Annotated in this window: 21 protein-coding genes; 11 read left to right on the forward strand and 10 right to left on the reverse strand. The window is 75.0% G+C overall.

Features of this window, described 5'->3' with window-relative positions:
- Window positions 1-46: 46 nt before the first annotated feature.
- The 4 genes from ACQYWQ_RS04550 to ACQYWQ_RS04565 all read right to left on the reverse strand — a co-directional run bounded on the left by ACQYWQ_RS04550 (window position 47) and on the right by ACQYWQ_RS04565 (window position 4,326).
- On the reverse strand, window positions 47-955 hold the full coding sequence (locus ACQYWQ_RS04550) for an alpha/beta hydrolase (protein WP_431032584.1): 909 nt from the start codon (window positions 953-955) through the stop codon (window positions 47-49).
- A gap of 5 nt (window positions 956-960) precedes the next feature.
- Entirely contained in the window at window positions 961-2,115 is a 1,155-nt protein-coding gene (locus ACQYWQ_RS04555) for an FAD-dependent oxidoreductase (protein ID WP_431032585.1), read from the reverse strand.
- Between the two features lie 209 nt (window positions 2,116-2,324).
- A complete protein-coding gene (locus tag ACQYWQ_RS04560) occupies window positions 2,325-3,284 on the reverse strand; it encodes a phosphotriesterase family protein (RefSeq protein WP_431032586.1) in 960 nt (319 codons plus the stop codon).
- 67 nt (window positions 3,285-3,351) lie between these two features.
- Complete coding sequence (locus ACQYWQ_RS04565) at window positions 3,352-4,326, reverse strand: phosphotriesterase (protein ID WP_431032588.1); 975 nt, start codon at window positions 4,324-4,326, stop codon at window positions 3,352-3,354.
- A gap of 278 nt (window positions 4,327-4,604) precedes the next feature.
- Between ACQYWQ_RS04565 and ACQYWQ_RS04570 the strand changes: the two genes are divergently transcribed.
- The 4 genes from ACQYWQ_RS04570 to ACQYWQ_RS04585 are packed head-to-tail and all read left to right on the forward strand — an operon-like array spanning window position 4,605 to window position 8,093.
- Window positions 4,605-5,801 (forward strand): cytochrome P450, encoded by a 1,197-nt coding sequence (locus ACQYWQ_RS04570; RefSeq protein ID WP_431032589.1) that lies wholly within the window; start codon window positions 4,605-4,607, stop codon window positions 5,799-5,801.
- Entirely contained in the window at window positions 5,798-5,986 is a 189-nt protein-coding gene (locus tag ACQYWQ_RS04575) for a ferredoxin (protein WP_431032590.1), read from the forward strand. Before ACQYWQ_RS04570 ends, ACQYWQ_RS04575 begins: the two co-directional genes overlap by 4 nt.
- Entirely contained in the window at window positions 5,983-7,113 is a 1,131-nt protein-coding gene (locus ACQYWQ_RS04580) for an NAD(P)/FAD-dependent oxidoreductase (RefSeq protein ID WP_431032591.1), read from the forward strand. Before ACQYWQ_RS04575 ends, ACQYWQ_RS04580 begins: the two co-directional genes overlap by 4 nt.
- A gap of 11 nt (window positions 7,114-7,124) precedes the next feature.
- Window positions 7,125-8,093: a LysR family transcriptional regulator gene (locus ACQYWQ_RS04585; RefSeq protein ID WP_431032592.1), complete on the forward strand. Its 969-nt coding sequence runs from the start codon at window positions 7,125-7,127 to the stop codon at window positions 8,091-8,093.
- A 157-nt stretch (window positions 8,094-8,250) separates the two neighbouring features.
- On the opposite strand, the gene ACQYWQ_RS04590 is transcribed toward ACQYWQ_RS04585, so the two are convergent.
- Complete coding sequence (locus ACQYWQ_RS04590) at window positions 8,251-8,859, reverse strand: TetR/AcrR family transcriptional regulator (protein ID WP_431032593.1); 609 nt, start codon at window positions 8,857-8,859, stop codon at window positions 8,251-8,253.
- 150 nt (window positions 8,860-9,009) lie between these two features.
- Here ACQYWQ_RS04590 and ACQYWQ_RS04595 point away from each other — a divergent pair, with 150 nt between their 5' ends.
- On the forward strand, window positions 9,010-10,629 hold the full coding sequence (locus ACQYWQ_RS04595; protein WP_431032594.1) for an MFS transporter: 1,620 nt from the start codon (window positions 9,010-9,012) through the stop codon (window positions 10,627-10,629).
- A 164-nt stretch (window positions 10,630-10,793) separates the two neighbouring features.
- Here the strand turns inward: ACQYWQ_RS04595 and ACQYWQ_RS04600 are convergent, their stop codons facing one another.
- Window positions 10,794-11,945 carry an acyl-CoA dehydrogenase family protein gene (locus tag ACQYWQ_RS04600; RefSeq protein WP_431032595.1) on the reverse strand — a complete coding sequence of 384 codons (1,152 nt, stop codon included), beginning with the start codon at window positions 11,943-11,945 and terminating at the stop codon, window positions 10,794-10,796.
- Between the two features lie 74 nt (window positions 11,946-12,019).
- Here ACQYWQ_RS04600 and ACQYWQ_RS04605 point away from each other — a divergent pair, with 74 nt between their 5' ends.
- Window positions 12,020-12,664: a TetR/AcrR family transcriptional regulator gene (locus ACQYWQ_RS04605; protein ID WP_431032596.1), complete on the forward strand. Its 645-nt coding sequence runs from the start codon at window positions 12,020-12,022 to the stop codon at window positions 12,662-12,664.
- Window positions 12,665-12,753: 89 nt separating this feature from the next.
- Window positions 12,754-13,443, forward strand: a complete 690-nt coding sequence (locus tag ACQYWQ_RS04610) for a hypothetical protein (RefSeq protein ID WP_431032597.1) — start codon at window positions 12,754-12,756, stop codon at window positions 13,441-13,443.
- 33 nt (window positions 13,444-13,476) lie between these two features.
- Here ACQYWQ_RS04610 and ACQYWQ_RS04615 read toward each other — a convergent pair whose 3' ends face one another.
- Window positions 13,477-14,553, reverse strand: coding sequence for a Zn-dependent alcohol dehydrogenase (locus ACQYWQ_RS04615; RefSeq protein ID WP_431032598.1), 1,077 nt, complete (start codon window positions 14,551-14,553; stop codon window positions 13,477-13,479).
- A gap of 200 nt (window positions 14,554-14,753) precedes the next feature.
- On the opposite strand from ACQYWQ_RS04615, the gene ACQYWQ_RS04620 reads away from it, so the two are divergent.
- Window positions 14,754-15,983 (forward strand): type ISP restriction/modification enzyme, encoded by a 1,230-nt coding sequence (locus tag ACQYWQ_RS04620; protein ID WP_431032599.1) that lies wholly within the window; start codon window positions 14,754-14,756, stop codon window positions 15,981-15,983.
- 24 nt (window positions 15,984-16,007) lie between these two features.
- Here the strand turns inward: ACQYWQ_RS04620 and ACQYWQ_RS04625 are convergent, their stop codons facing one another.
- Window positions 16,008-16,589 carry a HutD/Ves family protein gene (locus ACQYWQ_RS04625; RefSeq protein WP_431032600.1) on the reverse strand — a complete coding sequence of 194 codons (582 nt, stop codon included), beginning with the start codon at window positions 16,587-16,589 and terminating at the stop codon, window positions 16,008-16,010.
- Window positions 16,590-17,188: 599 nt separating this feature from the next.
- Entirely contained in the window at window positions 17,189-17,467 is a 279-nt protein-coding gene (locus ACQYWQ_RS04630; protein ID WP_164284098.1) for a hypothetical protein, read from the reverse strand.
- A 289-nt stretch (window positions 17,468-17,756) separates the two neighbouring features.
- On the opposite strand from ACQYWQ_RS04630, the gene ACQYWQ_RS04635 reads away from it, so the two are divergent.
- A complete protein-coding gene (locus ACQYWQ_RS04635; RefSeq protein WP_431032601.1) occupies window positions 17,757-18,821 on the forward strand; it encodes a serine/threonine-protein kinase in 1,065 nt (354 codons plus the stop codon).
- 72 nt (window positions 18,822-18,893) lie between these two features.
- On the opposite strand, the gene ACQYWQ_RS04640 is transcribed toward ACQYWQ_RS04635, so the two are convergent.
- On the reverse strand, window positions 18,894-19,697 hold the full coding sequence (locus tag ACQYWQ_RS04640; protein WP_431032602.1) for an SGNH/GDSL hydrolase family protein: 804 nt from the start codon (window positions 19,695-19,697) through the stop codon (window positions 18,894-18,896).
- Between the two features lie 258 nt (window positions 19,698-19,955).
- On the opposite strand from ACQYWQ_RS04640, the gene ACQYWQ_RS04645 reads away from it, so the two are divergent.
- Window positions 19,956-20,471 carry a hypothetical protein gene (locus ACQYWQ_RS04645; RefSeq protein WP_431032603.1) on the forward strand — a complete coding sequence of 172 codons (516 nt, stop codon included), beginning with the start codon at window positions 19,956-19,958 and terminating at the stop codon, window positions 20,469-20,471.
- Window position 20,472: 1 nt separating this feature from the next.
- Window positions 20,473-21,570 (forward strand): GNAT family N-acetyltransferase, encoded by a 1,098-nt coding sequence (locus ACQYWQ_RS04650; RefSeq protein WP_431032604.1) that lies wholly within the window; start codon window positions 20,473-20,475, stop codon window positions 21,568-21,570.
- The last annotated feature ends 223 nt before the right edge of the window (window positions 21,571-21,793 follow it).

Here is a 21,793-nt window from a genome sequence, read left to right on the forward strand (position 1 = left end):
GGGCTCTCTTCTCGTACGCGTACGGGGCCGGGGCGCCGGGGCGGGCTCAGCGGCGCAGGAAGTTCCGCGTCTCCGTGAAGACGCCCTGGAACTCGGGGAGCCAGGAGAAGTGCTGCACGAAGCCGTGACCGGCGCCCGCGTACCTGCGCACCTTCGCCTCGACGCCCGCGTCCGCGAGCCTGCGCCCGTACGCCTCGCCCTCGTCGCGCAGCGGATCGCACTCCGCGGTGACGACGAGCGCGGGCGGGAGCCCGCTGAGGTCGGCGCGCTTGGCGGGCGAGACGCGGGGGTCGGCGGGGTCGGCGCCGCTGTCGACGTAGAAGGCGTTGAAGGGCTTGAGGCCCGCGGTCTCCAGTCCGTTGCCGACCGCGTTCTCGCGCAGCGAGGCGTACCGCTCCTCGTCGAAGTCGAGGTCGAGCGAGGGGTAGTAGAGGACCTGGTGGGTGATCAGGTCCCAGCCCTCGTCGTGCGCGCGGGCGGCGACGGCCGCGGCGAAGGTGCCGCCCGAGCTGTCGCCCGCGACGGCGAAGGTCCCGCCGTCCCAGCCGAGGCGCTCGCGCGCGGCGGCGGCCCGGCGCACGGCGGTCCAGCAGTCGTCGAGCCCGGCGGGGAAGGCGTGCTCCGGGGCGCGCCGGTAGCCGACCGAGACGACCTTGAGCCCGGTGGCCTCGGCGAGGGAGCGGGCGAGGTGGTCGTGGGTGTCGAGGCTGCCGAGGAAGAAGGCGCCGCCGTGGAAGTAGAGGAGCAGTCCGTGGCGCTCCGCCTCGTCGGGCGTGTAGATCCGGACGGGGACGCCGTCGGCGTACGTGTTCTCGACGGCGTGCAGCGGGAGGCGCTCGGCGAGCGGCGGGACGTGCGACTCCTCGTCGGCGCGGAGCGCGGCGGGGTCGACCGGCCCGGCGGGCGGGGCGGGCTGGGCGGCGAGGAACTTCGCGATCTCGGGGTGCAGGGGCACGGGGGTCACTCCTTCCCGGCGGCGGGGGCCGCGGGCGCGGCGACGTGGCCGGGGCTCCCGGGCTTCTGGCCGGGGAAGACGTCGTCGATCCCGGCCTCGGACCAGCCCGCGCGGGAGATGCGCTGGAGTTCGTCGGTGACGGGCTTGCGGGTGGCCTGGAAGGCGGCGAGTGCCTCGGGCAGCGTGTCGGCGGCGCGGAGGGCGTCGGCGAGCGCGCCCGCGTCCTCGATCGCGGAGTTGGCGCCCTGGCCCTGGTGGTGGAGCATCGAGTGGGCGGCGTCGCCGACGAGGACGACGGAGTCCGTGTGCCACGTGTCGACCGGGTCGATGTCGTAGACGGCGCGGATGTTGACGGTGTCCATGTCGAGGCCGCGTGTGAGGGCGACGAGGCGCTCGTCGAAGCCCTGGACCGTCGCGAGGAGGTCGTCCTTCGTGACCTCGGGCGCCCACGTGCCGTCCGGGCACAGCGCGGTGATGTCGAAGGAGACCTGGCCGCGGTGGCGCAGCGGCAGGAGGTAGATCTTGGTGCCGCGCCCGATGTACATGCGCAGGTTGTCGTCGGCGGCCATGCCCTCGGCGTCGTCGACGGAGATGACGGCGCGGTAGGCGTGCTCGCCGGAGAAGACCGGCTCCTTCTCGCTGAACAGGAGCTTGCGGACGACCGACTTGATGCCGTCGGCGCCGACGACGAGATCGGCCTCGGCGGTCGTGCCGTTGGCGAAGGCGAGGACCGCGTGGTCGCCCTTGTCCTCGATGCCCTCCAGCTTGTGGCCGAGCGTGACCATGCCCTCGGGCAGGACGCCGAGCAGGGCTTCGATGAAGTCGCCGCGGTGGATGAGGTGGGTGCGGGTCCGCTCGGCGTAGTCGTCCATGCCCGGCCACGACTCGCTCATGATCGGCGTGGCGTCGGCCGACAGGATCTCGAAGTAGTCGCTGGGCGAGCTGACGCGGGCGACGGCGTCGAAGATGCCCCACTCGCGGAAGCGGTTCATGGTGGCGGGCCGCAGGCCGATGCCCGCGCCGACTTCGCGAATCCGGCTCGCCTGCTCGTACACGTCGACGTGCGCGCCGAGCAGGCTGAGCGCCTTGGCGGCGGCCGCGCCGCCGTAACCGGCGCCGACGACGGCGATCTTGAGCTGCTTCAGGTCGGAGAGCTGCATGGTGGTTCTCTCTGGTACGGGGAAGGCGGGGGTACGGGAGGGGCGGGCCCGGTGAGCGGAGCACGGGGCCGGGAACGCGGGCGCGGGGTACGCGGGCGCGGGGCACGCGGGCGGGCGGAAGCGGGGCCGAGGGCGCCGCGTCCCCGCGCCGGGCCCCGCCGCGCTCGGCCCAGGCGGTCGGCGCGAGGCTCAGGCGGTCGGCGCGAGGCTCAGGCGGTCGGCGCGAGGCTCAGGAAGGACGCCGGGTTCTCGACGAAGATCGTCGTGATCGCCGCCTCGTCGAGACCGGCCGCGCGCAGGTCGGGGAGCAGCTCGTCGAAGAGGTAGTTGACGCTGTGGCCCTTGACGCCCGGCCAGCCGAGCGGGCTGCAATTGGCGTCGGCCGAGGCGAGCACCTGGTGGAGGCGGCCCTCGCCGATGAAGCGGAGGAAGTGGTCGAGCCGCTCCTGCCGGGGGCGGGCCCAGAACGGCGGGTCGGGCAGCTCGGTCTCGTACCCGAAGGTGTCGAAGCCGATGCGAGCGCCCTGTTCGGCGATCCAGACGTCCCTGGTCCTGTCGGCGTTGACGCCGTCGTCGACGTGTCCGAAGAGCACCCGGTCGAGGGGCAGTCCCTCCTCCTCGAAGATCGCGATGGCGTTCTCGGCGTCGATCGCGAGGTGCGTGAGAACGGGTGCGCCGGTGCGGAGGGCTGCGCGCGCGGCGGCGCGGTAGATGCGCTTGTCGAGGTCGGTCATGCGGCCGCCGCGGCTCACGCCGACCTTGATGACACCGGCGAGGCTCCCGGTGCCGCCGATGCCGACGGTGATCTCGTGGACGAACTGGCGCATGAGGTAGTCGACATCGGCGCGGGCGAAGTGCGGCAGCGCGGTGTCGCCGCCGACGAAGCCGGTGCAGGCGACGAGGTGGACGCCGGTCTTCGCGGAGAGCGATTTGTAGGAGTCGACGTCGCGGCCGTTGCAGATGCCGGTCGCGTCGACGAAGGTGCCGCCGCCGTTCTCGTGGAAGGCGCGCAGCTTCGGCACGGTCTCCTCGTACCGCTGCTCGGGGGCCTTCCACCACTTCGTGTCCAGCTCGGAGCCCGGCATGCCGTAGCCGATGTGCTCGTGGATGGCCACGAAGCCCAGTTCCTCAGCGGGGACCGGCCCCAGGACGGTGTTCACTCGCGACACAGAACTCACCTTTGAGTAAGGGGATTTGACGTTTCCAGGGGGCGACGCGACCGGCGCACGGCCGGGTTCAGCGCCCGGCGAGCAGCGCGCGCGGGTTGGCGACGAGCAGGCGCCGCACGTCGTCCTCGCTCGCCCCGCCTGCCGTGAGCAGCGGGACGAAGGCGGTGAGGACGCGGCTGTACGGGGTGTCGTTGCCTGGGTGACCCTTGGCGACGCCCGTCGCCCCGGCCGAGAGCAGGACCCGGTCACCGAGCCCGGCGGCAAACAACTCGCCGACCAGCGCGGCGCGTTCCTCCTCGCTCGCGAAGACGGCGTCCTCCGTGCCGATGTGGTCGATCGCCACGTACGCGCCCCGGCGGGCGACCTGCTCGGGCGCGCCGGACGCGAGGGCGTCGCGGCGGTCGAGTCCGGCGACGACGACACGGTCGGCGGGCAGGCCCTCGTCGAGGGCGACACCGAGGTCGTGCGCGGCGTCGGCCCCGTACCGCAGCGAGAGCGGGACGCCGGTCGCGAGGGCCGCGCGGGCGCCACCGCGGACCAGGCTCTCGTCGGTGGCGGTCATGCCGGTACGGGTCACGGCGACCGCGACGAGCCCGGCCGCGCCCCTGCGTTCGACGCGCGGCACGACCATGCCGTCTGTGACCTCCCGTGCGAAGAGGTCGGCGAACTTCTCGGCGGGCCAGGGGGTGGGCGGATCGGTCTGCGGGGTGAGGAAGTAGCCGCCGAGCAGTTCCTCGGGGCCCTGGCCCGTCGAGGCGACGAGGTGCACCCCGGTCGCGCGCGAGAGCGCCTCGTACAGGGGGAGGTCGCGGCCGTGGAACATGCCGGTCGCGTCGACGAGCGTGCCGCCGCCCGCGGCGCGGAACTCCTTGAGCTTCCCCGCGAGGGTCTCGAAGACCTCGGCGCGGTCGATGCGGACGTCGAAGGCGTGCTCGGCGCCCGGGACCACCGAGAGCAGCGCCTCATGGACCGCGACGACGCCCAGGTCCTCGGCGGGGACCGGGCCCAGGACGGTGTGCACGGTGGTGTTCTTGCCGCTCATGACTGCCTCACGTGTCCGGTGGAGGGTGCTCGGCGACGCTGCGCGGCACCCCGTGGCGGAGTCACCCTAGCCATTCGCTTTACATGACGTCAATGAATTGAACATCGAGAAAACACAATGGTCGAAGAGGATGCCGAACGGCTCCGGACGCCCCCCGGACGCCGCCCGGACGCCGTCCGCCGGAGCGCGTCACGCGGCCGTTCATGCACATCGCGCATGTCGCTCCATGCCAAGGATTCATTTGCCGGATGAGGCTCCGGACACTTCACTGAGCGGCCATGACCACCCCGCCACCGCCCCGGCCCCTGACCCCGCCCTCGTCCCCCGTGGACCTCTTCGCCGACGACGTCCTCCTCGACCCGTATCCCGTCTACGCGGAGCTGCGGGAGCTGGGCCCCGTCGTGCACCTGCCCGCGAACGGCGTCCACGTCCTGACCCGGTACGCGACAATCCGGGCCGCGCTCGCCGACTGGGAGTCGTACTCCTCGGCGTCGATCGGCTTCAACCCGCAGGTCAACGAGGCACTCGCGGGCACCTCGCTCGCCTCCGACCCGCCGGACCACACGCGCCTGCGCGCCACGCTCACCGAGAACCTGTCCCCGCGCGCCCTGCGCGGACTGAGGCCCGGGATCGAGGCGAAGGCGGACGCGCTCGTGGCCGCGCTCGTCGAGCGGGGCTCCTTCGAGGCGATCGACGCGCTCGCGCGGGCCTTCCCGCTGGAGGTCGTCGCCGACCTCATCGGCTTCACGGGCGAGGCGCGCGCGAACATGCTGCGCTGGGGGCAGGCGGCGATGCAGGTCATCGGCCCGCTCAACCCGCGCACGGCCGAGAGCTTCCCGGTCGCGGGCGAGCTGTACGAGTGGTGCGCGCGGGTGCGGGCCGAGGACCTCGCCGACGGCTCCGTCGGACGGGGCATCTTCGTGGCCGAGGCGCGCGGCGCGATCCCCGCGGGCACGGCCGGGCAGATCATCCACCAGTACCTGGGCGCGGGCGTCGACACGACCGTCGCCGCGCTCGGCAACACCCTCGCGCTCCTCGGCTCCCACCCGGAGCAACTCGCCCTGCTCCGTGCCGATCCCGCCCTGATACCGGGCGCCTTCGCCGAGATCCTGCGCTACTGGGCCCCGGTCCACGCCTGGGGCCGCCGCGCGAGCCGCGACACCGTGCTCGACGGGTACCTCGTGCCCGGCGGCGCGCAGCTCGCGCTCCTGTTCGGCGCGGGCAACCGCGACCCGCGCCACTACCCGGACCCCGACGCCTTCCGCGTCGAGCGCGCGCCGCGCGACCACCTCTCCTTCGGGTACGGGCCGCACGGCTGCGCGGGCCAGGGCCTCGCGCGCCTGGAGGCGCACGCCCTGATCGGCGCCCTCGCGCGCCGCGTCGACCGCCTCGTCCTCGGCCCCGAGACCCGCGTCCCCGCGAACATCACCCGGAGCATCGACGCGCTCCCCGTCCTGGAGGTGGTCCCCGCATGAGGATCGTGCTCGACCGCGCCCGCTGCGAGGGCCACGGCCTGTGCGAGGAGGCCGCACCGGAGCTGATGCACCTCGACGACGAGGGCGAACTGGTCATCGATCAGGAGAAGTTGACGGAAGCGGAGGCGCCGGACGGACGTGCCGCCGCGCGTGTGTGCCCGGTCGCCGCCTTGAGGCTCGTATGACAGCGGCCCGCGGCCCGCTCCCCCGCCGCATCGTCGTCGCGGGCCACGGCATCGCCGGGCTCACCGCGGCCGGGGCGCTGCGCGAGGCCGGGTTCGACGGGGAACTGACGCTCGTCGGCGACGAGCCGCACGCCCCGTACAGTCGCCCCGCGCTCTCCAAGGCACTGCTCGGCGGCGCCGATCCGGGGGCGCACACGCTGCCCCCCGGCGAGCACGGGGCGCGGGAGCTGCGCGGCGTGCGGGTGACCGCGCTCGATCCGGTGCGGCGGCGCGTGGCGCTCGACGACGGCGCCTCGCTCCCGTACGACGCGCTCGTCCTCGCCACCGGGGCCCGCGCGCGCCGCCTCTCGCCGGGCGGCGGGGAGTGGACCCTGCGCGGGCTCGACGACGCGCTCGCGCTGCGGCGCGCGCTCGCCGCGCGGCCCTCGGTGCTCGTCGTCGGGGGCGGCGTGCTCGGCATGGAGATCGCCTCGGGCGCGCTCGCCGCCGGGTGCGCGGTCACGCTCGTCTCGTACGGGCCGCCGCTGCGGGCCAGGCTCGGCCCGCACCTCGCGGGGGTGCTCGTGCGTGCCGCCCGCGCGTGGGGGCTCCGCCTCGTCGAGACCGCCGCGCGGGCGCGCCTGGACGCCGGGCGGGTCCGCCTCGCTGACGGCACCGCGCACGCGGCGGACCTCGTGGTGAGCGCCGTCGGCGACGTACCCCACACGGAATGGCTCGCGGGTACGGGCCTGACGGCGGACGACGGCTCGGTGCCGGTCGACGCGCACGGGCTCGCCCGCCCGGGTATCGCCGCCGTGGGAGACCTCGCGGCGCTTCCCGCGCCCGGCGGCCACCGCCGCGTACCGCTGTGGAACAGCGCTGTCGACCAGGCGCGGACCGCCGCGCACGCCCTGCTCCACGGCCCCTCGGCGCCGCCGCTCGCGCGCCCGTACTTCTGGACCGAGCAGTTCGGCCGCGGTCTCAAGGTCGCGGGCCCGCTGCCGCCCGCGGGCGAAGCGGAGTACGTGGCGGGCGGGCCCGGAGGGGGGCCCGCGCTGCTGCGCTGGCCACGGAGCGGCACCGCGGCCGCGCTCGACCACCGTCTCGCCGTCCCCCGCCTGCGGCGGCTCGCCGCGGGCGGCGCGTAGGGTGCGGGGCCATGACAGCGGAGGAGGGCCCGGCGCGGGACGGAACGGTGGACGGGGTGCGGGGCGGCGACGCGCGCGTCTCCGGCCTCCCCCTCGACCGGCTCGCCTCCGCCGATCTCAATCTCCTCGTTCCTCTCCTCGCCCTCCTGGAGGAGGGCTCGGTGACGCGCGCCGCGCGGCGGGTGGGGCTCTCGCAGCCCGCGATGAGCCACGCCCTCGCGCGGATGCGGCGGCTCCTCGGGGACGACCTCCTCGTGCGGCAGGGGTCCGGGCTCACCCCCACCCCCCGCGCCCTGGCCCTCCTCGCCCCGTTGCGCACCGCGCTCGGGCAGACCGCGCGGCTCCTGGACCTGCCCGGCTTCGACCCGGCGCGCGACGCGCGCGTCCTCACCGTCGCGATGACGACGAGCACGGCCTTCGTCCTGGCGCCCGCGCTCATCGCGGTGCTCGCCGAGCGGGCCCCGCGCACGACACTGCGGGTGCGCACGCTCACCGTGCCCACCGAGGCGACGTTCACCGATCAGGGCGTCGACGCCGTGCTGATCTCGGAGGGGCACTTCTCGCCGCACCCGCGCGAGCGGCTGTACAAGGATCGCTGCGTCGTGGTCGCGGGGCCGGGCGCGCCGCCCGGGGCGAGCGCGCTCGACCTGCTGCGCACCTTGCCGCACGTCGTCGTGGACACGGAGCGCCGCGTCTTCCCGTACGGGCTCCTGGAGGAGCGCGAAATCCCCTACCGCGTGGGGCAGTTGGTCTCCGACTTTCTCCTCGTGCCGTTCCTCGTGGCGCGCGCGGGCGGCGTCGCGCTGCTGCGCCACAGGGTCGCGGTCGCGATGGACGGCCTGAGCCCGCTGCGCGTCGAGGAGTTCCCCTTCCCCGCCGGGGGCCTCGGCATCGACCTGGTCCTCAACCCGCGCCTGGCGGACGAGGACTTCAGGCAGTGGCTGCGGGGCGTGCTGCGCGAGGCGGCGGGACGGTTGTGAGGGCGGGACGGGGCGGGCGTTCGCGCGAGGGCGGCCCGGTGCCCGTACCGCCGCGCCTCTTACCCGTACCGCCGCGCCTCGAACCCGTACCGCCGCGCCTCGAACCCGTACCGCCGCGCCCCCGCGCCCGTACCGCCGCGCCCCGTACCGCCGCCGCTCAGGTCAGCAAGCGCACCCAGCTCGCGCTCAGTTCCTCCACCATCTGCTCCCGCGTGAGCTTCCACTCCTCGCGGTGGCCCTGCTGTGCCACGAAGTCGAGTTCGGCCATCGCGAGGACACCGCGGAAGCGGCGCTGGTGCGGGGCGAAGCGCCCGGCGCGGGTGAGGCCGTCCTCGATGTCGCTGATGGCCTCCTCCATCCAGCGCTCCACGACGTCGCCGAGTTCCGGGTCGACGACGGCCGCCTGGCGGCCCGCGCGGATGATCGGGCGGATCTCCGTCCAGCTGTCGGAGGTGTGCCGCACCCACGCGGCGATCGCCTCGGGGGTGCCCTCGGCGACGGTCGCGACGAGGCCGAGCGCCGTGGAGCCGTGGTCGGGCGAGACGACGCGCTGCAGGGCCTCGTTGAGCCGTTCGTCGATGAGCGCCTTCATGAGCGCGCTGCGCGAGGCGAAGTACGCGTAGAAGGTGACACGCGTCGTCCCCGCCGCCGTCGCGATGTCGTCCACGGTCGTGGCGGCGTACCCCTTCGTCTTGAACAGGTCGAGTCCCGCCTCCAGGAGGAGGCGGCGGGTCATGCGTTTCTGCGCCTCACGAAGGTTCGCCATACCCGAATCCTAAGCGTCCTGCCACGGCGGCGTACGCCTCGCATGACGATCTTACGTTGACGCAGCTCATTTTAGATCCTGCACAAATCATTGACGTCGAGTAAAGCCAATGTCATTGTCCACGGCATCACGCCCGACTGGAGACATGCGATGACGCTCGACAACGGGACGACGACGTCCCCCGGCCCCACCGCGGGGGCCGCCGTGCCGTCCGGCACCCCCGCCGGAGGCTCCGGCTACGCGGGAACTCTGGCCGCCGCCTGCGCGGCGGTGTTCGTGGCCCAGGTGGCCAACGCGCTGCCCGCCTCGCTCAACGGCCAGTTCCAGGAGGACCTGCACACCCACGGGTCCCAGCTGACGTGGATCACGGCCGCGTTCATGATGTCCGTGGTGTGCTTCGAGTTCACCTTCGGTGTGCTCGGCGATCTCTTCGGGCGGCGCAGGCTCGTCGCCTCCGGCACCGGGCTCGTCGCGCTCGGCAGCGCGGTCGCCGCCCTCGCGCCGAGCGTGCGGGTCCTCTGGGTCGGCGCGGCGCTCAACGGCCTCGGCGCGGGGGCGATGTTCCCCGGCTCGCTCACGGCGGTCACCGCCGTGGCCCGCACGGCGCGCAGGCGGGCGCACGCGGTGGCGATCTGGAGCGGCTTCCTGTCCGCGGGTGCCGCCGTCTCACCGCTGCTCGGCGGCATGTTCGCCGAGGTCGGCTCCTGGCGGGGCTCCTTCTGGGTCCTCGTCGGGCTCGCGGTGGCGAGCGTCGTCGTGACGCTGACGCTCGCGACCGAGTCGAAAGCGCCGACGGGCAGGGCGTTCGACGTCCCGGGCCAGATCACCTTCGCGCTCGGGCTCGTCCTCGTCCTGTACGGGGCCGTGGAGGGCCCCGAGTCCGGCTGGGGCACGCTCCCCGTGATCCTGGGCTTCGCCCTCGGGGCGTGCTTCCTCGCCGCGTTCGTCGTCGTGGAACTCGGCGCCGCGTCACCCATCCTCGACCTGCGGCTCTTCCGCAACCGGGCCTTCGCCGTCTCCTCGGTCGCCGCCGTCGTCGGGATGCTCGCCTTCCTCGGCGCCTGCTTCGCGACGAGCATGTGGCTCGGCCCCGTGCAGCACCAGAGCGCGCTGCGCGTCGCCGTGCCCTTCCTGCTCCTCCAGGGCCCCGCCTTCGTGCTCTTCCCGCTCGTCTCGCGGCTCCTGCACCGCGTGGCCCCCACGTGGCCGCTCACGACGGGATTCGCACTCATGGCGGCCGGCTGCCTGTGGTGCGCCGGGCTCGACGTGCGCGACCCGGGGCTCGGGGCCTTCGCCGCGCCCGCGCTGCTCATCGGTGTCGGCTTCGCGCTGACGGTGAGTTCGGTGACGGCCGTCGCGCTCGACAGCGTGCCGCGCCACCTCGCCGGGATGGCGAGCGCGAGCACCAACATGCTGCGCGACCTGGGCTTCGCGCTCGGGCCCGTCGTGGTGGGCGCGGTCGCCCTGAGCAACGCGGGCTCGCACTTCGCGAAGAACCTGCACGGTGCGGACCTGCCCGCCGGGCAGGCGCTCGCGGCGGCCCGCGTCGCCGATGCGGGCGGGCCCGTCGCGGTCAACAGCCTGCCGCCGCACGCCCCCGGCGCCGCGGCCCACCCGCTCGCGCTCGACGCGCTCGGCAGCGGCTTCTCCACGGCCTTCCTCGTGTGCGGCGTCGCCGCCGTCGCCGCGGCCCTCCTGACGGCCTTCGGGATGATCGGGGTCGGGCGCGGGACCGCGGCCGCGGAGGAACAGGCCGAGGGACGAGGCTGACGAGCCCTCGGGATACGGGGCGCGGGGCGCCGCTCGCGTGAGCGGCGCCCCGCGCCCGTAGCGGCCCCCGGCGGCGCCCCCGCCTCGGCGACGGCGGCCCGTCGCCGCGTACCCCTCCCCTCCCCCGCGGAACCGCGAGTCTCGGAACGCCGAGACCCCCGGTCTCAGAACGCCGAGACCCCCGTCAGTTCCCGCCCGATCAGGAGCTTCTGGATCTGGCTCGTGCCCTCGTAGAGGGTCATGACGCGCGCGTCGCGCAGGAGCTTGCCCACCGGGTACTCGTCGATGTACCCGTACCCGCCGTGCACCTGGAGCGCGTTGTTCGCGGCGCGTACCGCGGCCTCGGAGGCGAAGAGCTTGGCGCGCGACGCCGCTCCGGTGAAGGGCTCGCCCCGGTCGACGAGGTCGGCGACGCGCCAGGTCAGCAGGCGGGCGGCGTCGACGTCGAGCGCGATGTCGGCGAGGAGTTCCTGCACGAGCTGGTGGCCGGCGATGGGCTTGCCGAACTGCTCGCGCCGCGTGGCGTAGCCGAGTGCCGCGTCGAGCGCGGCCTGCGCGATGCCGACGCAGCCCGCGGCGACCGACATGCGGCCCTTGGCGAGCGCGGACATGGCGACCGAGAAGCCCTTGCCCTCCGGGCCGAGGAGCGCCGAGTCCGGTACGCGCACCCCGTCGAGGGTCAGTTCGGCGGTCGCCTGGCCGCGCAGGCCGAGCTTGCCGTGCAGGGTGCGGCGCCCGAAACCGGGGGTGTCCGTGGGGACGAGGAAGGCGGAGACGCCCTTGTGCCCGGGCGCGTCGTTCGAGCGGGCGAAGACGAGGGCCAGGTCGGCCCACGTGCCGTTGGTGATGAACATCTTGCCGCCGGTCAGCAGCCAGTCGTCCCCGTCGCGCACGGCCCGCGTCGTGAGCGCGCCCGCGTCGGACCCGGTACCCGGTTCGGTGAGCGCGAAGCAGCCCACGTACCGGCCGCTCGTCAGCCCGGGCAGCCAGCGGCGCTTCTGCTCCTCGTCGCCCCACGCGGCGAGCGTCTTGGCGACGAGCCCGAGCGAGACCGAGACGATGCCGCGCACCGAGGAGTCGGCGCGGCCCAGCTCCTCCGTCACGAGGCAGTACGTGAAGTGGTCGCCGCCGCTGCCGCCGTACTCCTCGTCGAGCGTCAGGCCGAGGAAGCCGACCTCGCCGAGCTTCGCGACGATCCCCCGATCAACGCTCTCGGCACGGTCCCACTCCCGTACGTACGGGACCACCTCGCGTGCCACGAAGTCCCGCGCCAGCGTGCGGGCCGCCTCCTGTTCCTCGCTCAGCCGCAGGTCCACGCCGCGCCTCCACCTTTCGCCGCAGCCTTTAATTAGCACTGCTAGTTTTTGTTTCCGGCCCTACTATGTGCCGCATGGCCCGACCGCGCAAGCCCCTCCTGAGCACGGGGCGCATCGTCGAAGCCGCCCGCGCGCTCGTCGACGCGGAGGGGCTCGCCGCGCTCTCCACGCGCCGGCTCGCCGCCGCACTCGGCGTGAGCGGCCCGTCGCTCTACAACCACTTCGGCACGAAGGACGAGCTGCTCGACGCGGTCGCCGACTCGGTGAGCGCGCGGGTCGACCTGTCGATGTTCGACGACGGCCGCCCCTGGCGCACCGCGCTCGACGACTGGGCCCACTCCTACCGCGCCGCGCTCGCCCGGCACCCGCACCTCGCCCCCGTCCTCGCGCGCGGCCCCGGCCGCCGCCCGGCGGCACTGCGGCTCGCCGACGCGGTGTTCGGCGCGCTCACCGAGGCGGGCTGGCCGCCCGCGCAGGCGACGTCGATCGGTGCCGCGCTGCGCTGGTACGTGGTGGGCTCGGCGCTCGGCTCCTTCGCGGGCGGCTTCGTCCCCGACGAGAGCGCCTACGACCCCGCCGCCTACCCCCACCTCGGGCAGGCCCACCTGCTCGCCGAACGCGGCGGCACGGTCGACGAACGCGCCTTCACGACGGGCCTGCGGGCACTGCTCGACGGCTTCGAGAAGCAGTACGCGGAACTGGGCGCGGCAGGGAGCTGAGCGGGCGCAAGGAGCTGAGCGGGCGCCCGGCCCCGGCACCCCGCGCGTGCTCCCGCGCCTGCCGCCGCCCGCCCGTCAGACTCCCCCGCATGACCCGCATGACCCGCATGACCCGCATGACCCCCACGAGCCGCCCGCCCCGCACGAGCGCTTCGCGGCCCACCCCCTTCTCCCCGCCCCGCCGGCTCCGCTTCGACGGCTGGATCGCCGGGCTCGGCACCGCTTCGGGAACCCGGCTCGTGCTCGGTCACTGGCCGCGCTCACCCTTCGGGGCCTTCGGCGACGTGATGGTGGCGCGTCCCGACGGGCACCGGGTGCTGCTCGCGCCGCGCGCGGACGTCGCGGAGTTCGTCGCGACCACGTACCGCTTCGACGAGGTGCGCCTCGTGCCGGTCGACGTCGTACGGGAGGGGCCCGCGTGGACCGTGACGGCGGGCCCGCTGCGCCTGCGGCTGCGCGCGGGAGGGCGCACCCCGCTCGGCGCGCTGCTCCGTTCCGTGCCGCCGGGGCTCGCCGTGCGCCCCGGCTGGGCGCGGCTGACCGACCTGCCCGCACGTCTGCTCCCCGGCGTGCGCACGTACGGCACGGCGGGGAACGGGCGGCGTGAGTGGTACGCGGCGCGCGACCTGTGGGGACTCGCCGCGGCGGGCGCGCGCTGGGACGGCGAGGACCTCGGCGCGCCCGGCCCGCTCGCTCCGCCGCCCCGCTTCGGCTTCGCGCAGACTCCGCGCAGGCCGTGCCTCGTACGGGTCGTGTCGACGGTGGAACTGCCGGCCTGAGGGCAGGGGACGGGCACCCCCTGCCGCCGTCCCTCAGAACACGACCAGCGCCCGCGCCCCCTTCCCCTCGCGCATCGCCGTGAAGGCGTCCGGGATGGCGTCGAGCGGGATGCGCTCGGTGACGAGGGCGCTCAGGTCGAGGCGGCCCGCGCGGACGTGGGCACCGAGGACGGGCACGTCGGCGGCCGGGTCGCTGTTGCCGTAGACGCAGCCGGAGAGTGTCCGGCCCCAGTGGAAGATTTCGAGCGCGTTGAAGCGGACCTCGTCGGTGACCGGGCCGATGCCGACGACCGTGGTGCGCCCGCCGCGCCGGGTCGACTCCCAGGCGGTACGGATCGTCACCGCCCGGCCCACGCACTCGATCGCGACATCGGCGCCACCGCCCGTCAGGGCCCGCACCTCCTTGGCCGTCGTCTCCGAGGCGCGGACGAACTCCGTTGCCCCGGCCCGCCTGGCGAGGTCCTCCTTCGCGGGTGACGCGTCGACAGCGACGACGGTGCCCGCGCCCGCGATGCGCGCCCCCTGGAGCGCGGCGAGACCGACGCCGCCCGCGCCGAACACGACGACGGACTCGCCCTCGCGCACGCGCGCCGCGTGGTGCACGGCCCCGTAACCGGTGAGGACCGCGCAGCCGAGCAGCGCGGCCTCGTCGAGCGCGACGCCCTCGGGCGCGGGCAGCAAGCAGGCCTCGGAGACGACCGTCTCCTCGGCGAAGGCGGCGACGTTGAGCCCCGGGTGCAGGCGCGTGCCGTCCTCGGTACGGGCGTACGCGGCCCCCGCGCCGGTGAGCGCGTTCTCGCACAGCCACACGTCGCCGCGCCCGCACGCGGCACAGGTCCCGCAGGACGGGGCCCAGTTGAGGACGACGGGGTCGCCTGGGCGGACGCTCCCGACCCCCTCGCCGATCGAGATGACGGTGCCCGAGCCCTCGTGGCCGAGCACGGCGGGCAGCGGCACGCGCAGAGTGCCGTTGGAGAGCGAGAGGTCCGAGTGGCAGACCCCGGCGGCCGCGAGCCGGACCCTCACCTGCCCCGGCCCCGGTTCCGGCAGGTCGATACGGGTGATCTCCAGGGGTGCCCCGACGGCGGGCTGGACGGCTGCACGCACCACGGTCTGACTCCGTTCCTCGGCGTTGCTCGGCGTTCCTCTGTACTGCTCGGCGTTCCTGGGCGCGGCTGGGCGTGGCGGGTCGTCGCCCGGCGTTCGCGGGGCAGGTGGCCGGGAAGGCCCCGGTCAGCCCCGAGCCAAACTAGCGACGTTAGTTTTCAGGTGCCAGAGGCCGGGCGCCCCGGGCCTGCCCGCTGCCTACGATGGGCCGTGTGAGGGACCGTACGGAGGACCGTGTGAGCGACGAAGAGCCGCTGCCCCTGGACGCCGTCCTGCCGTGGTCGGTCCCCGCGCCGCGCGCGGGGCGCGACTGGCCGCTCGCCACGGACCCCGGCACCGCGCGCGCCCGCTGGGCCGCGCTCATCGCCGCGCGCGACGAGGAGGCGCGTGAGGCGCTGCTGGTGCCGAGCCGCGCCAGGACCCTGCACACGGCGGTCGCGCAACTCCCGGGGCAGTCCACGGGGACGGGGCGGCTCGCGCGCGAGTCGGGCCCGGCTCCCGAGCCCGTACGGGTCGCCTTCGGCCCGTACGAGGAGCGCTTCCTGCTCCCCGACCACCGCCTCGTCGACGCCCCGCGCCCGGAGTTGTGGCGCGTCGCCGACGCCTCGCAGCTCTTCCTCGTGGACAACCCGCGCGCCCCGCGGCTCACCGTCACCGCGCTCCTCCCCTTCGGCGCGGGCGCGGGCAGCCGCGTCCACCCGCTCTTCCGCCGCCCCGGAGGCCGCGAGCCCAACCTCGCCCCCGGCCTCCTCGCCCACCTCTCGGCCCGCTACGGGCAGCCCGTGACCCCGCTCGACGTGCTCGACTGGCTGCTGGCCACGGGGCGGCGGGTGCGGCTCCCGGGAACGTACGAGGAGTGGGCGGCAGGTACGGCGCTCGGGCGCGCGCTGCGCGAGGTGGCGCTGCGCGGCCACGGGGCGCACGCGGGCCCGCGCCCCCGGCTGCCGGGCGGGCACCGCCCGTGGGTGCGCGAGGCGCTGGACCTCTCACCGCGCGGCGAACTCCCCGCGCTGGCCTACGAGTCCGGGGACCACGCCCTGCGCGTGGGCGAAGCGGGCGTGGTCGCCCCTGTCGCGCCCGCCGCCTGGGAGGCGCACAGCGAAGGCGAACGCGTGCTCACCCGGTGGTTCGGCGCCCGCGTGAGCGACCCCGCGCGGCGGGGCCTCGCGGCGATCGTGCCGCGCGCCTGGCCCCGCGAGTGGACCTCCGACCTCCTGGCGCTGCTCACGGACCTGACGCTGCACGCCGAACGGGCGGCGACGTGCGCGGAGTTCGCGGCGGCGGGCGAGGCGGGCGCGTACGGGGGCGCCCGGGTCGGGGCGGGGGAACTGCGGGCGGCCGGGGTGCTCCCCGTGCCCCCGGCGGCACGGCGGCCTGCGACCGTCCTGGAGACACGCGAGGAGGGGCCGGAGGGGCAGTTCGCGCTCCTGTAGCGCCCCCGGCGCGCGCCCTGCGGCTCAGCGCTCGGGGGTGATCCTGATCTCGGCGACCGTGCCCGTGCCGCGCAGCGCGAGGCTCTGCCCCGGGGTCGCCCGGACGCTGTCGAGACGGCCGAGCGGGGTGTCCGGCCCTTCGAGGGCCACGCCCTCGGTGACGGCCAGGGCGAGCAGGATCTCTCCCGCGGCGCCCGTCAGCTCCGTGCCGCCCTCGTCGACCCGCACCATCCGCACGTGTCCCGATGCGCGTCCCCTGCGGGTCATGACGTTCATGTCGCGCACGGCCCCGGCGTCCAGGCGGCAGTCCGTCCGCGCGTCACCGGGGAAGGCGAAGGGGACCAAGGGCTCGACGAGGCGCGGCGCTTCCCCGTCCACGGTGAGCACCATGCCGGAGCCCTCGACGAGGGTGATCACGCGATCGACGCCGGGAAACGCGGAGAAGGGGCCGCCCGCGTCCACGTCGGCGACGCTCACCCGCCAGTCGAACTCCTCCCCACCGGCTTCCCGCACCCTGCCCGAAGCGACCTCCCGCGTCGTGCCGCCACCGTTTCGCCACGGCACGGCCCGGTACTCGGCCCACCGCAGCACCCCGCCACCACTCATCCCCGCCACCCTTCCTCACACCTGACCGGCCCGGCCACCTTATCGAGGCAGGTCACGGCGGTGCGGCGGGTGTCGGCACCGGGGCTCAAGCAGGCGGCGGGCAAAGGCGGCCGGGCGCCGCCCCCGGCGCACGGCGGGGCGGATCGGTCCTGGTCGCCCACGGCCGCCACGGACACGCGCGCCCCACTCCGTCGTCACGGGCGGCGACAGGTTCGCGGGAGACGGTCACCGGTGCGCGGGGCCCGTTCCAGGGGGCGCGGCGCCCCTCCCAGGGGCGGGGCGAGGACGGCGCGACGACCTCGCCTCCGGTGCCCCGTCCCGGACGCGTGGTCCGGCGACGGGGGTGGCGTGCCGTCACCGGGGTATGACGACACGGCGCGACGGCGGGGTGCGGCACCGGGCGCGCCCCGCCGTCGGTGGGTTCCGCGCCGAATGGGCCCTGGGCCGGGGTGGGTGCGGCGGGGGCTCGGCGCTCGGTGCGGGGAGGGTGGGACGGGCCGTGGGTGCGCGGCGGGGGGTGTGGGCCGGCCGGCGCCCGGTGGGCGGCGGCCGGTCCTGGGGTTGGGCGGCTCGGGTGGTGGGCCGGGGCTTCGCCCCGGTCAGCGCCCGCCGAAGAGGGTACGGCGCAGCTTCTTGAGCGGGGCGAGGAGTGAGACCTTGCTCATCCGCGTCCTGCTGTCGGGCTGTGCCGCGGGTCCGGTCGCCGCCTTGCGCGAGGTGATCTCGCGCATCAGGGAAGTGGCCTCCGCCGCCTCGCGCTGCGGGACGGCGGGACCGCCGAGCACCGCGAGGTGCCGGTCGAGCCGTGAGCTGCTCGCCCCGCTCCCGTACGTGATGGCAGGCACGCGTGGCCTGCTGCGGACCGTTATCTGTTCCATGTCACTCCCCACCCGTCGTCAGGCACCCGGCCCCGGGCAGGGTAACCCTATCGTCCCCGGCTGACACCTTGTATCCCGGTCCTGTGATTCACCTACCCCGTAAGGAGGTTGACGCATCCTCATTCCCGAAGGAGCATTCCCGGGCGAGTCGTACCAGAGAGGGGAAATAGGGACAGGTCTCCCCGAATCCCGCGTATCGCCGAGTAGTCCGGGCCCGGCGCGGGAACGGTGGTCACAGGTCGTCACAGTGGACGGCGCGACGAGAGGCGGGGCGATGGGCGGAAGCGACGTGAGAGGTCCCGGGGCGGGGACCGCGGGGGAGCGGCTGCTCGCGGGCAGGTACCGGCTCGGTGCCGTGCTGGGCGAGGGCGGTACGGGGACGGTGCGGCAGGCGCGGGACGAGGAGTTGCGCAGGGAGGTCGCGGTCAAGGAGGTACGGGTCCCCGTCGGCGTGGACGCGGCGGAGCGCGAGCGGCTCTACGCGCGGGTCGAGCGCGAGGCGCTGGCGGCGGCGCGCTCCGGGCACCAGGGTGTCGTCACGGTGTACGACGTCGTCGTGGCCGAGGGGCGGCCGTGGATCGTGATGGAGCTGGTGCGCGGCCTGAGCCTCGCCGACGCCCTCGCGGCGGACGGGCCGCTGCCGCCCGCGCGCGCGGCCCGCGTCGGGCTCGCGGTGCTCGACGCGCTCGGTGCCGCGCACGCGGTCGGCGTCGTGCACCGCGACGTCACTCCGGCGAACATCCTGCTCGGCAACGACGGCCGCGTGGTCCTCACCGATTTCGGCACCGCCGCGCTGCGCGGCGCGCGCGGGCTCACTCTCGCGGGCGAGGTCGTCGGCTCTCCCGCGAGCCTCGCCCCGGAGCGCGCCGAGGGCGCGGAGCCGGGACCCGCGGGGGATCTGTGGTCGCTCGGCGTCGTGCTGTGGACGGCCGTCGAAGGCGATCCGCCGTTCCGGGGCGCGACCCCGCTCGCGGCCGTACGGGCCGCCGTCGAGGACCCGCTGCCGCGCCCGGCGCAGGCGGGTCCGCTCGCACCCGTGCTCGAAGGGCTGCTGCGCAAGGACCCGGCGCTGCGGATCTCACCGGAACGGGCGGCCCGGCAGTTGCGCGAGGTGGCCGAGGGCAGGGAGCCCGCGGAGGAGCGGGACGCGGCGCCGGGGCGAGGGCGCGGGGCGCACGCGGGAGCGACGGGCCAGGCAACCGCGGCCCCGGCCGGAGGGAGACCGGCGCAGGTCACGCCGGAGGAGTCCGTGTACGGCACGCCCCGTAGCGCTGCGCGCCGCGCGCTGCTCGGCGCGGGGATCGCGGTGCTCGTGGTCGCGGCGCTGCTGGTGTGGTCGCTGGTACGGGGCTGAGCCCGGCGGTGCGGGGCGTCCACGCGCGTAGCGTTCGGGCGTGGACGCCCCGCACCGTGCACGAAGGGACCGTCAGGGGGCGTACCGCGTCAGGGCCGGGAGGTAACCGCCGGACTGGCCGGCCGGCTTGGGGTGGTAGGACTCGCCGATGTTGAGCCAGTCGACGCTGTGCAGCCAGGAGTCGCCGGAGCAGATCTCGTGACCGGCGAAGGTGCTGCGGACGTCGCCGAAGGAGAAGCCGTGGCTCGCGGCGCGGGCGGCGATGGTGGTGTCGAGGAGGTCGGCAGCGCCGTTGATGGCGGCGCGCTCGGCCTCGGCGAGGCCCGCGATGCAGGACCCGTCGAGCTGGTAGAAGCGCGGGTAGCCGAGCACGACGACCTTCGCCTGCGGGGCCCTGGCGCTGATCTGGTTGTAGACGTTGTCGAGCGCCGCGGGGAGCGTGTTCTGCACGTACGCGCGGGCGGTGTTGACCTTGGCGACGCACGTGTCGGTGGACTGGAGGACACACGTCGTCATGACGTCGGCGAAACCGGCGTCGTTGCCGCCGATGGAGATCGTCACGAGGCCCGTGGAGGCGCTGAGGTGGCCGAGCTGGTTGGCGAGAACATCACCCGTACGAGCGCCCGAGCAGGCGTCGAAGTTGAAGCTGGAGGGTGAGTGGGCGTCCTTCCACAGGACGGGATACGCCTTGGAACTGCGCTTGCAGTCGCCGCTGGCGCTGTCGTAGGAACCGGAGCCGACCCCGGAGGAGTAGGAGTCGCCGAGTGCCACGTAGCCCGTGGGGGCGGCGGCGTGGGCGGTGGCGGCCGAGGCGAGGGTGGCACCGGCGGCGAGGAGGAGCGAGGACACGATCGCGGTGACGCGGGGGAATCTCATGGGACCTCCGTGTAGCAGGATTTCTGCGCTCCTGTTCGTACCATCCACAGCCGTGTCGCGGGAGTGTGCATGCCAAGAAGTTACCGGGCGGAAAGTTTCACCTGCGCCAGGTTTCAACTCGTCTTCTCCTTGGGCCACACGACCGCCACAGGCCCACCGCTCCCCTCAACTCCGTTGCTCAGGACTTCCCTTGACGGGCCGCGCGGACTGCGCGACATTGAAGCCCGGCATCCGGCGCTTCGGGGGGCAAAGCGGCCCATGCACACCATCGGGACCAAGGGCATCAAGAGCGGCACGAGAGACCGGATTGAGGAGAAGAGACGACGCACCGGGAGAAGACGGGCGCGGTGCGGGAGCGGTGAGGGCGTCCCGTTCCTGCTCGCGGGGGCGGCCGCGGTCGTCCTGGCGGCCGGGGCGGCACTGGCCCTGAGCGGTGCCGGAGGCGTCAGCGGCGGGCGGGGCACGGGCGGTTCCGGCGGTACGGGAGGCGTCGACGGCGTACTCGGCGTGCTGCGGGCCGTCCTCGTGCCCGCCTTCCTGCTCGGCGCCCCCGCACTCGTCCTCGCGCTCGCGCTGCGCGGCCTGGACCCGCTCGGCCGCGCCCTCGCCGCCGTGGGCGGGGCGCTGGCGCTGCTGCTGCTCGTGGCGCAGGGGATGCTCATGCTGCACGTGTGGTCCGTGCGGGGCGGGGTGCTCGCGGTCGGGGCGCTGAGCCTCGCGGGACTCGCGCTCGCGCGGTGGCCGCGACGGGCAGCGGGCGGCGGGGGCGAGTGACGTGGACATCACCGTGCACAGACCGGGGACGCTCACCGAGGCGGACCGCGCGGTCTGGTCGGCGCTCCAGGCCAAGGCCCCGCAGACCGGGGCGACGGAACTCGCCAACCCTTTCCTCTCCCCCGAGTTCGCACGCGCCGTCGCCCACCACAGGCGCGGCGTGCGGATCGGGGTCGTCCGTGAGAACGGCGAGCCCGTCGCCTTCCTGCCCTTCCAGCACGGAGCGGGCGGGGTCGGCCGCGCGATCGGGCTCGGCCTCTCGGACTGCCAGGGGCTCGTGCACGGGCCCGGCTTCGCGGTGGAGCCGCGCGTACTGCTGCGCGGACTGGGCCTGAGCGTCTACGAGTTCGACCACCTCGCGGGCGAGTCGCAACCCTTCGCCGCGCACGCGTCGGGGCGCTACGCCTCGCCCGTGCTCGACGTCGACGAGGGCTGGGAGCCCACGCTCGAAGGGCTGCGCAGTCGCTCGCCGAGGTTCACCCGGACGACGCTCGCCAAGGAACGCAAACTCGGGCGTGAGCACGGCGAGTTGCGGTACGTGCACGACGAGCGGGACCCGGCGGCGCTCGCGACGCTCATGCGCTGGAAGTCGGCGCAGTACCGCAGGACGGGGCGCGGGGACCGCTTCGCGCACCCGTGGATCAGCGGGCTCGTGCGCCGGCTCTTCCAGACCACGGCGCCGGGCGGCGCGGGGCTGCTCTCGGTCCTGTACGCGGGCGAGCGCCCGGTCGCCGCGCACTTCGGGCTGCGCTCGGAGCACGTGCTCGCCTGCTGGTTCCCCGCCTACGACCCCGCGTACGCGAAGTACTCGCCCGGGCTCGTGCTCCATCTGCGGATGGCGCGCGCGGCGGCGGCCGACGGCATCGCGTACCTGGACCTGGGGCGCGGCCCCAAGGAGTACAAGGACTCCCTCCGCACGCGGGACCTGACCGTGCTGGAGGGCTGGGCGGCGCGACGCCACCCGGTCGCCTACGCCTACCGGGCGCGCCGCGCCCCGGCGCGGGCGGCGCGCAACACCGTGCAGGCGCACTCCGCGCTCTTCACACCGGCCGACCGGCTGCTCAAAGGGGTGGGGAGGCTGCGTTCAGGGGGACGCTGAGCCGTCCCGTACCGCGACCGTGCAAGGCACGGACCGACGACACGGACCGACGACACCGGCCGAGGACACGGACCGACGACACGGGCCGAGGACACGGGGCGAGGACACGGGGCGAGGAACGGGGCAGGGAAAACACCGACGTACGACGAGACCGCACGACCACCCGTGCAGGGCAGCGCGCCCGCACGGCCCCGGGGGAGGGTTCGGGGCCGGGCGCGAGCCG

Source organism: Streptomyces sp. P6-2-1 (genome assembly GCF_050613165.1).
In the GTDB taxonomy this organism is placed as follows: domain Bacteria; phylum Actinomycetota; class Actinomycetes; order Streptomycetales; family Streptomycetaceae; genus Streptomyces.

What these genes read in the sequence shown, in the direction of transcription:
- ACQYWQ_RS04580 (WP_431032591.1), top strand. Translation starts at nt 5,983, where the DNA reads ATGACAGCGGCCCGCGGCCCGCTCCCCCGCCGCATCGTCGTCGCGGGC.
- ACQYWQ_RS04575 (WP_431032590.1), top strand. Translation starts at nt 5,798, where the DNA reads ATGAGGATCGTGCTCGACCGCGCCCGCTGCGAGGGCCACGGCCTGTGC.
- ACQYWQ_RS04640 (WP_431032602.1), bottom strand. Translation starts at nt 19,697, where the DNA reads ATGAGATTCCCCCGCGTCACCGCGATCGTGTCCTCGCTCCTCCTCGCC.
- ACQYWQ_RS04590 (WP_431032593.1), bottom strand. Translation starts at nt 8,859, where the DNA reads ATGGCGAACCTTCGTGAGGCGCAGAAACGCATGACCCGCCGCCTCCTC.
- ACQYWQ_RS04630 (WP_164284098.1), bottom strand. Translation starts at nt 17,467, where the DNA reads ATGGAACAGATAACGGTCCGCAGCAGGCCACGCGTGCCTGCCATCACG.
- ACQYWQ_RS04555 (WP_431032585.1), bottom strand. Translation starts at nt 2,115, where the DNA reads ATGCAGCTCTCCGACCTGAAGCAGCTCAAGATCGCCGTCGTCGGCGCC.
- ACQYWQ_RS04565 (WP_431032588.1), bottom strand. Translation starts at nt 4,326, where the DNA reads ATGAGCGGCAAGAACACCACCGTGCACACCGTCCTGGGCCCGGTCCCC.
- ACQYWQ_RS04570 (WP_431032589.1), top strand. Translation starts at nt 4,605, where the DNA reads ATGACCACCCCGCCACCGCCCCGGCCCCTGACCCCGCCCTCGTCCCCC.
- ACQYWQ_RS04605 (WP_431032596.1), top strand. Translation starts at nt 12,020, where the DNA reads ATGGCCCGACCGCGCAAGCCCCTCCTGAGCACGGGGCGCATCGTCGAA.
- ACQYWQ_RS04585 (WP_431032592.1), top strand. Translation starts at nt 7,125, where the DNA reads ATGACAGCGGAGGAGGGCCCGGCGCGGGACGGAACGGTGGACGGGGTG.
- ACQYWQ_RS04625 (WP_431032600.1), bottom strand. Translation starts at nt 16,589, where the DNA reads ATGAGTGGTGGCGGGGTGCTGCGGTGGGCCGAGTACCGGGCCGTGCCG.
- ACQYWQ_RS04645 (WP_431032603.1), top strand. Translation starts at nt 19,956, where the DNA reads ATGCACACCATCGGGACCAAGGGCATCAAGAGCGGCACGAGAGACCGG.
- ACQYWQ_RS04595 (WP_431032594.1), top strand. Translation starts at nt 9,010, where the DNA reads ATGACGCTCGACAACGGGACGACGACGTCCCCCGGCCCCACCGCGGGG.
- ACQYWQ_RS04620 (WP_431032599.1), top strand. Translation starts at nt 14,754, where the DNA reads ATGGGCCGTGTGAGGGACCGTACGGAGGACCGTGTGAGCGACGAAGAG.
- ACQYWQ_RS04610 (WP_431032597.1), top strand. Translation starts at nt 12,754, where the DNA reads ATGACCCGCATGACCCGCATGACCCGCATGACCCCCACGAGCCGCCCG.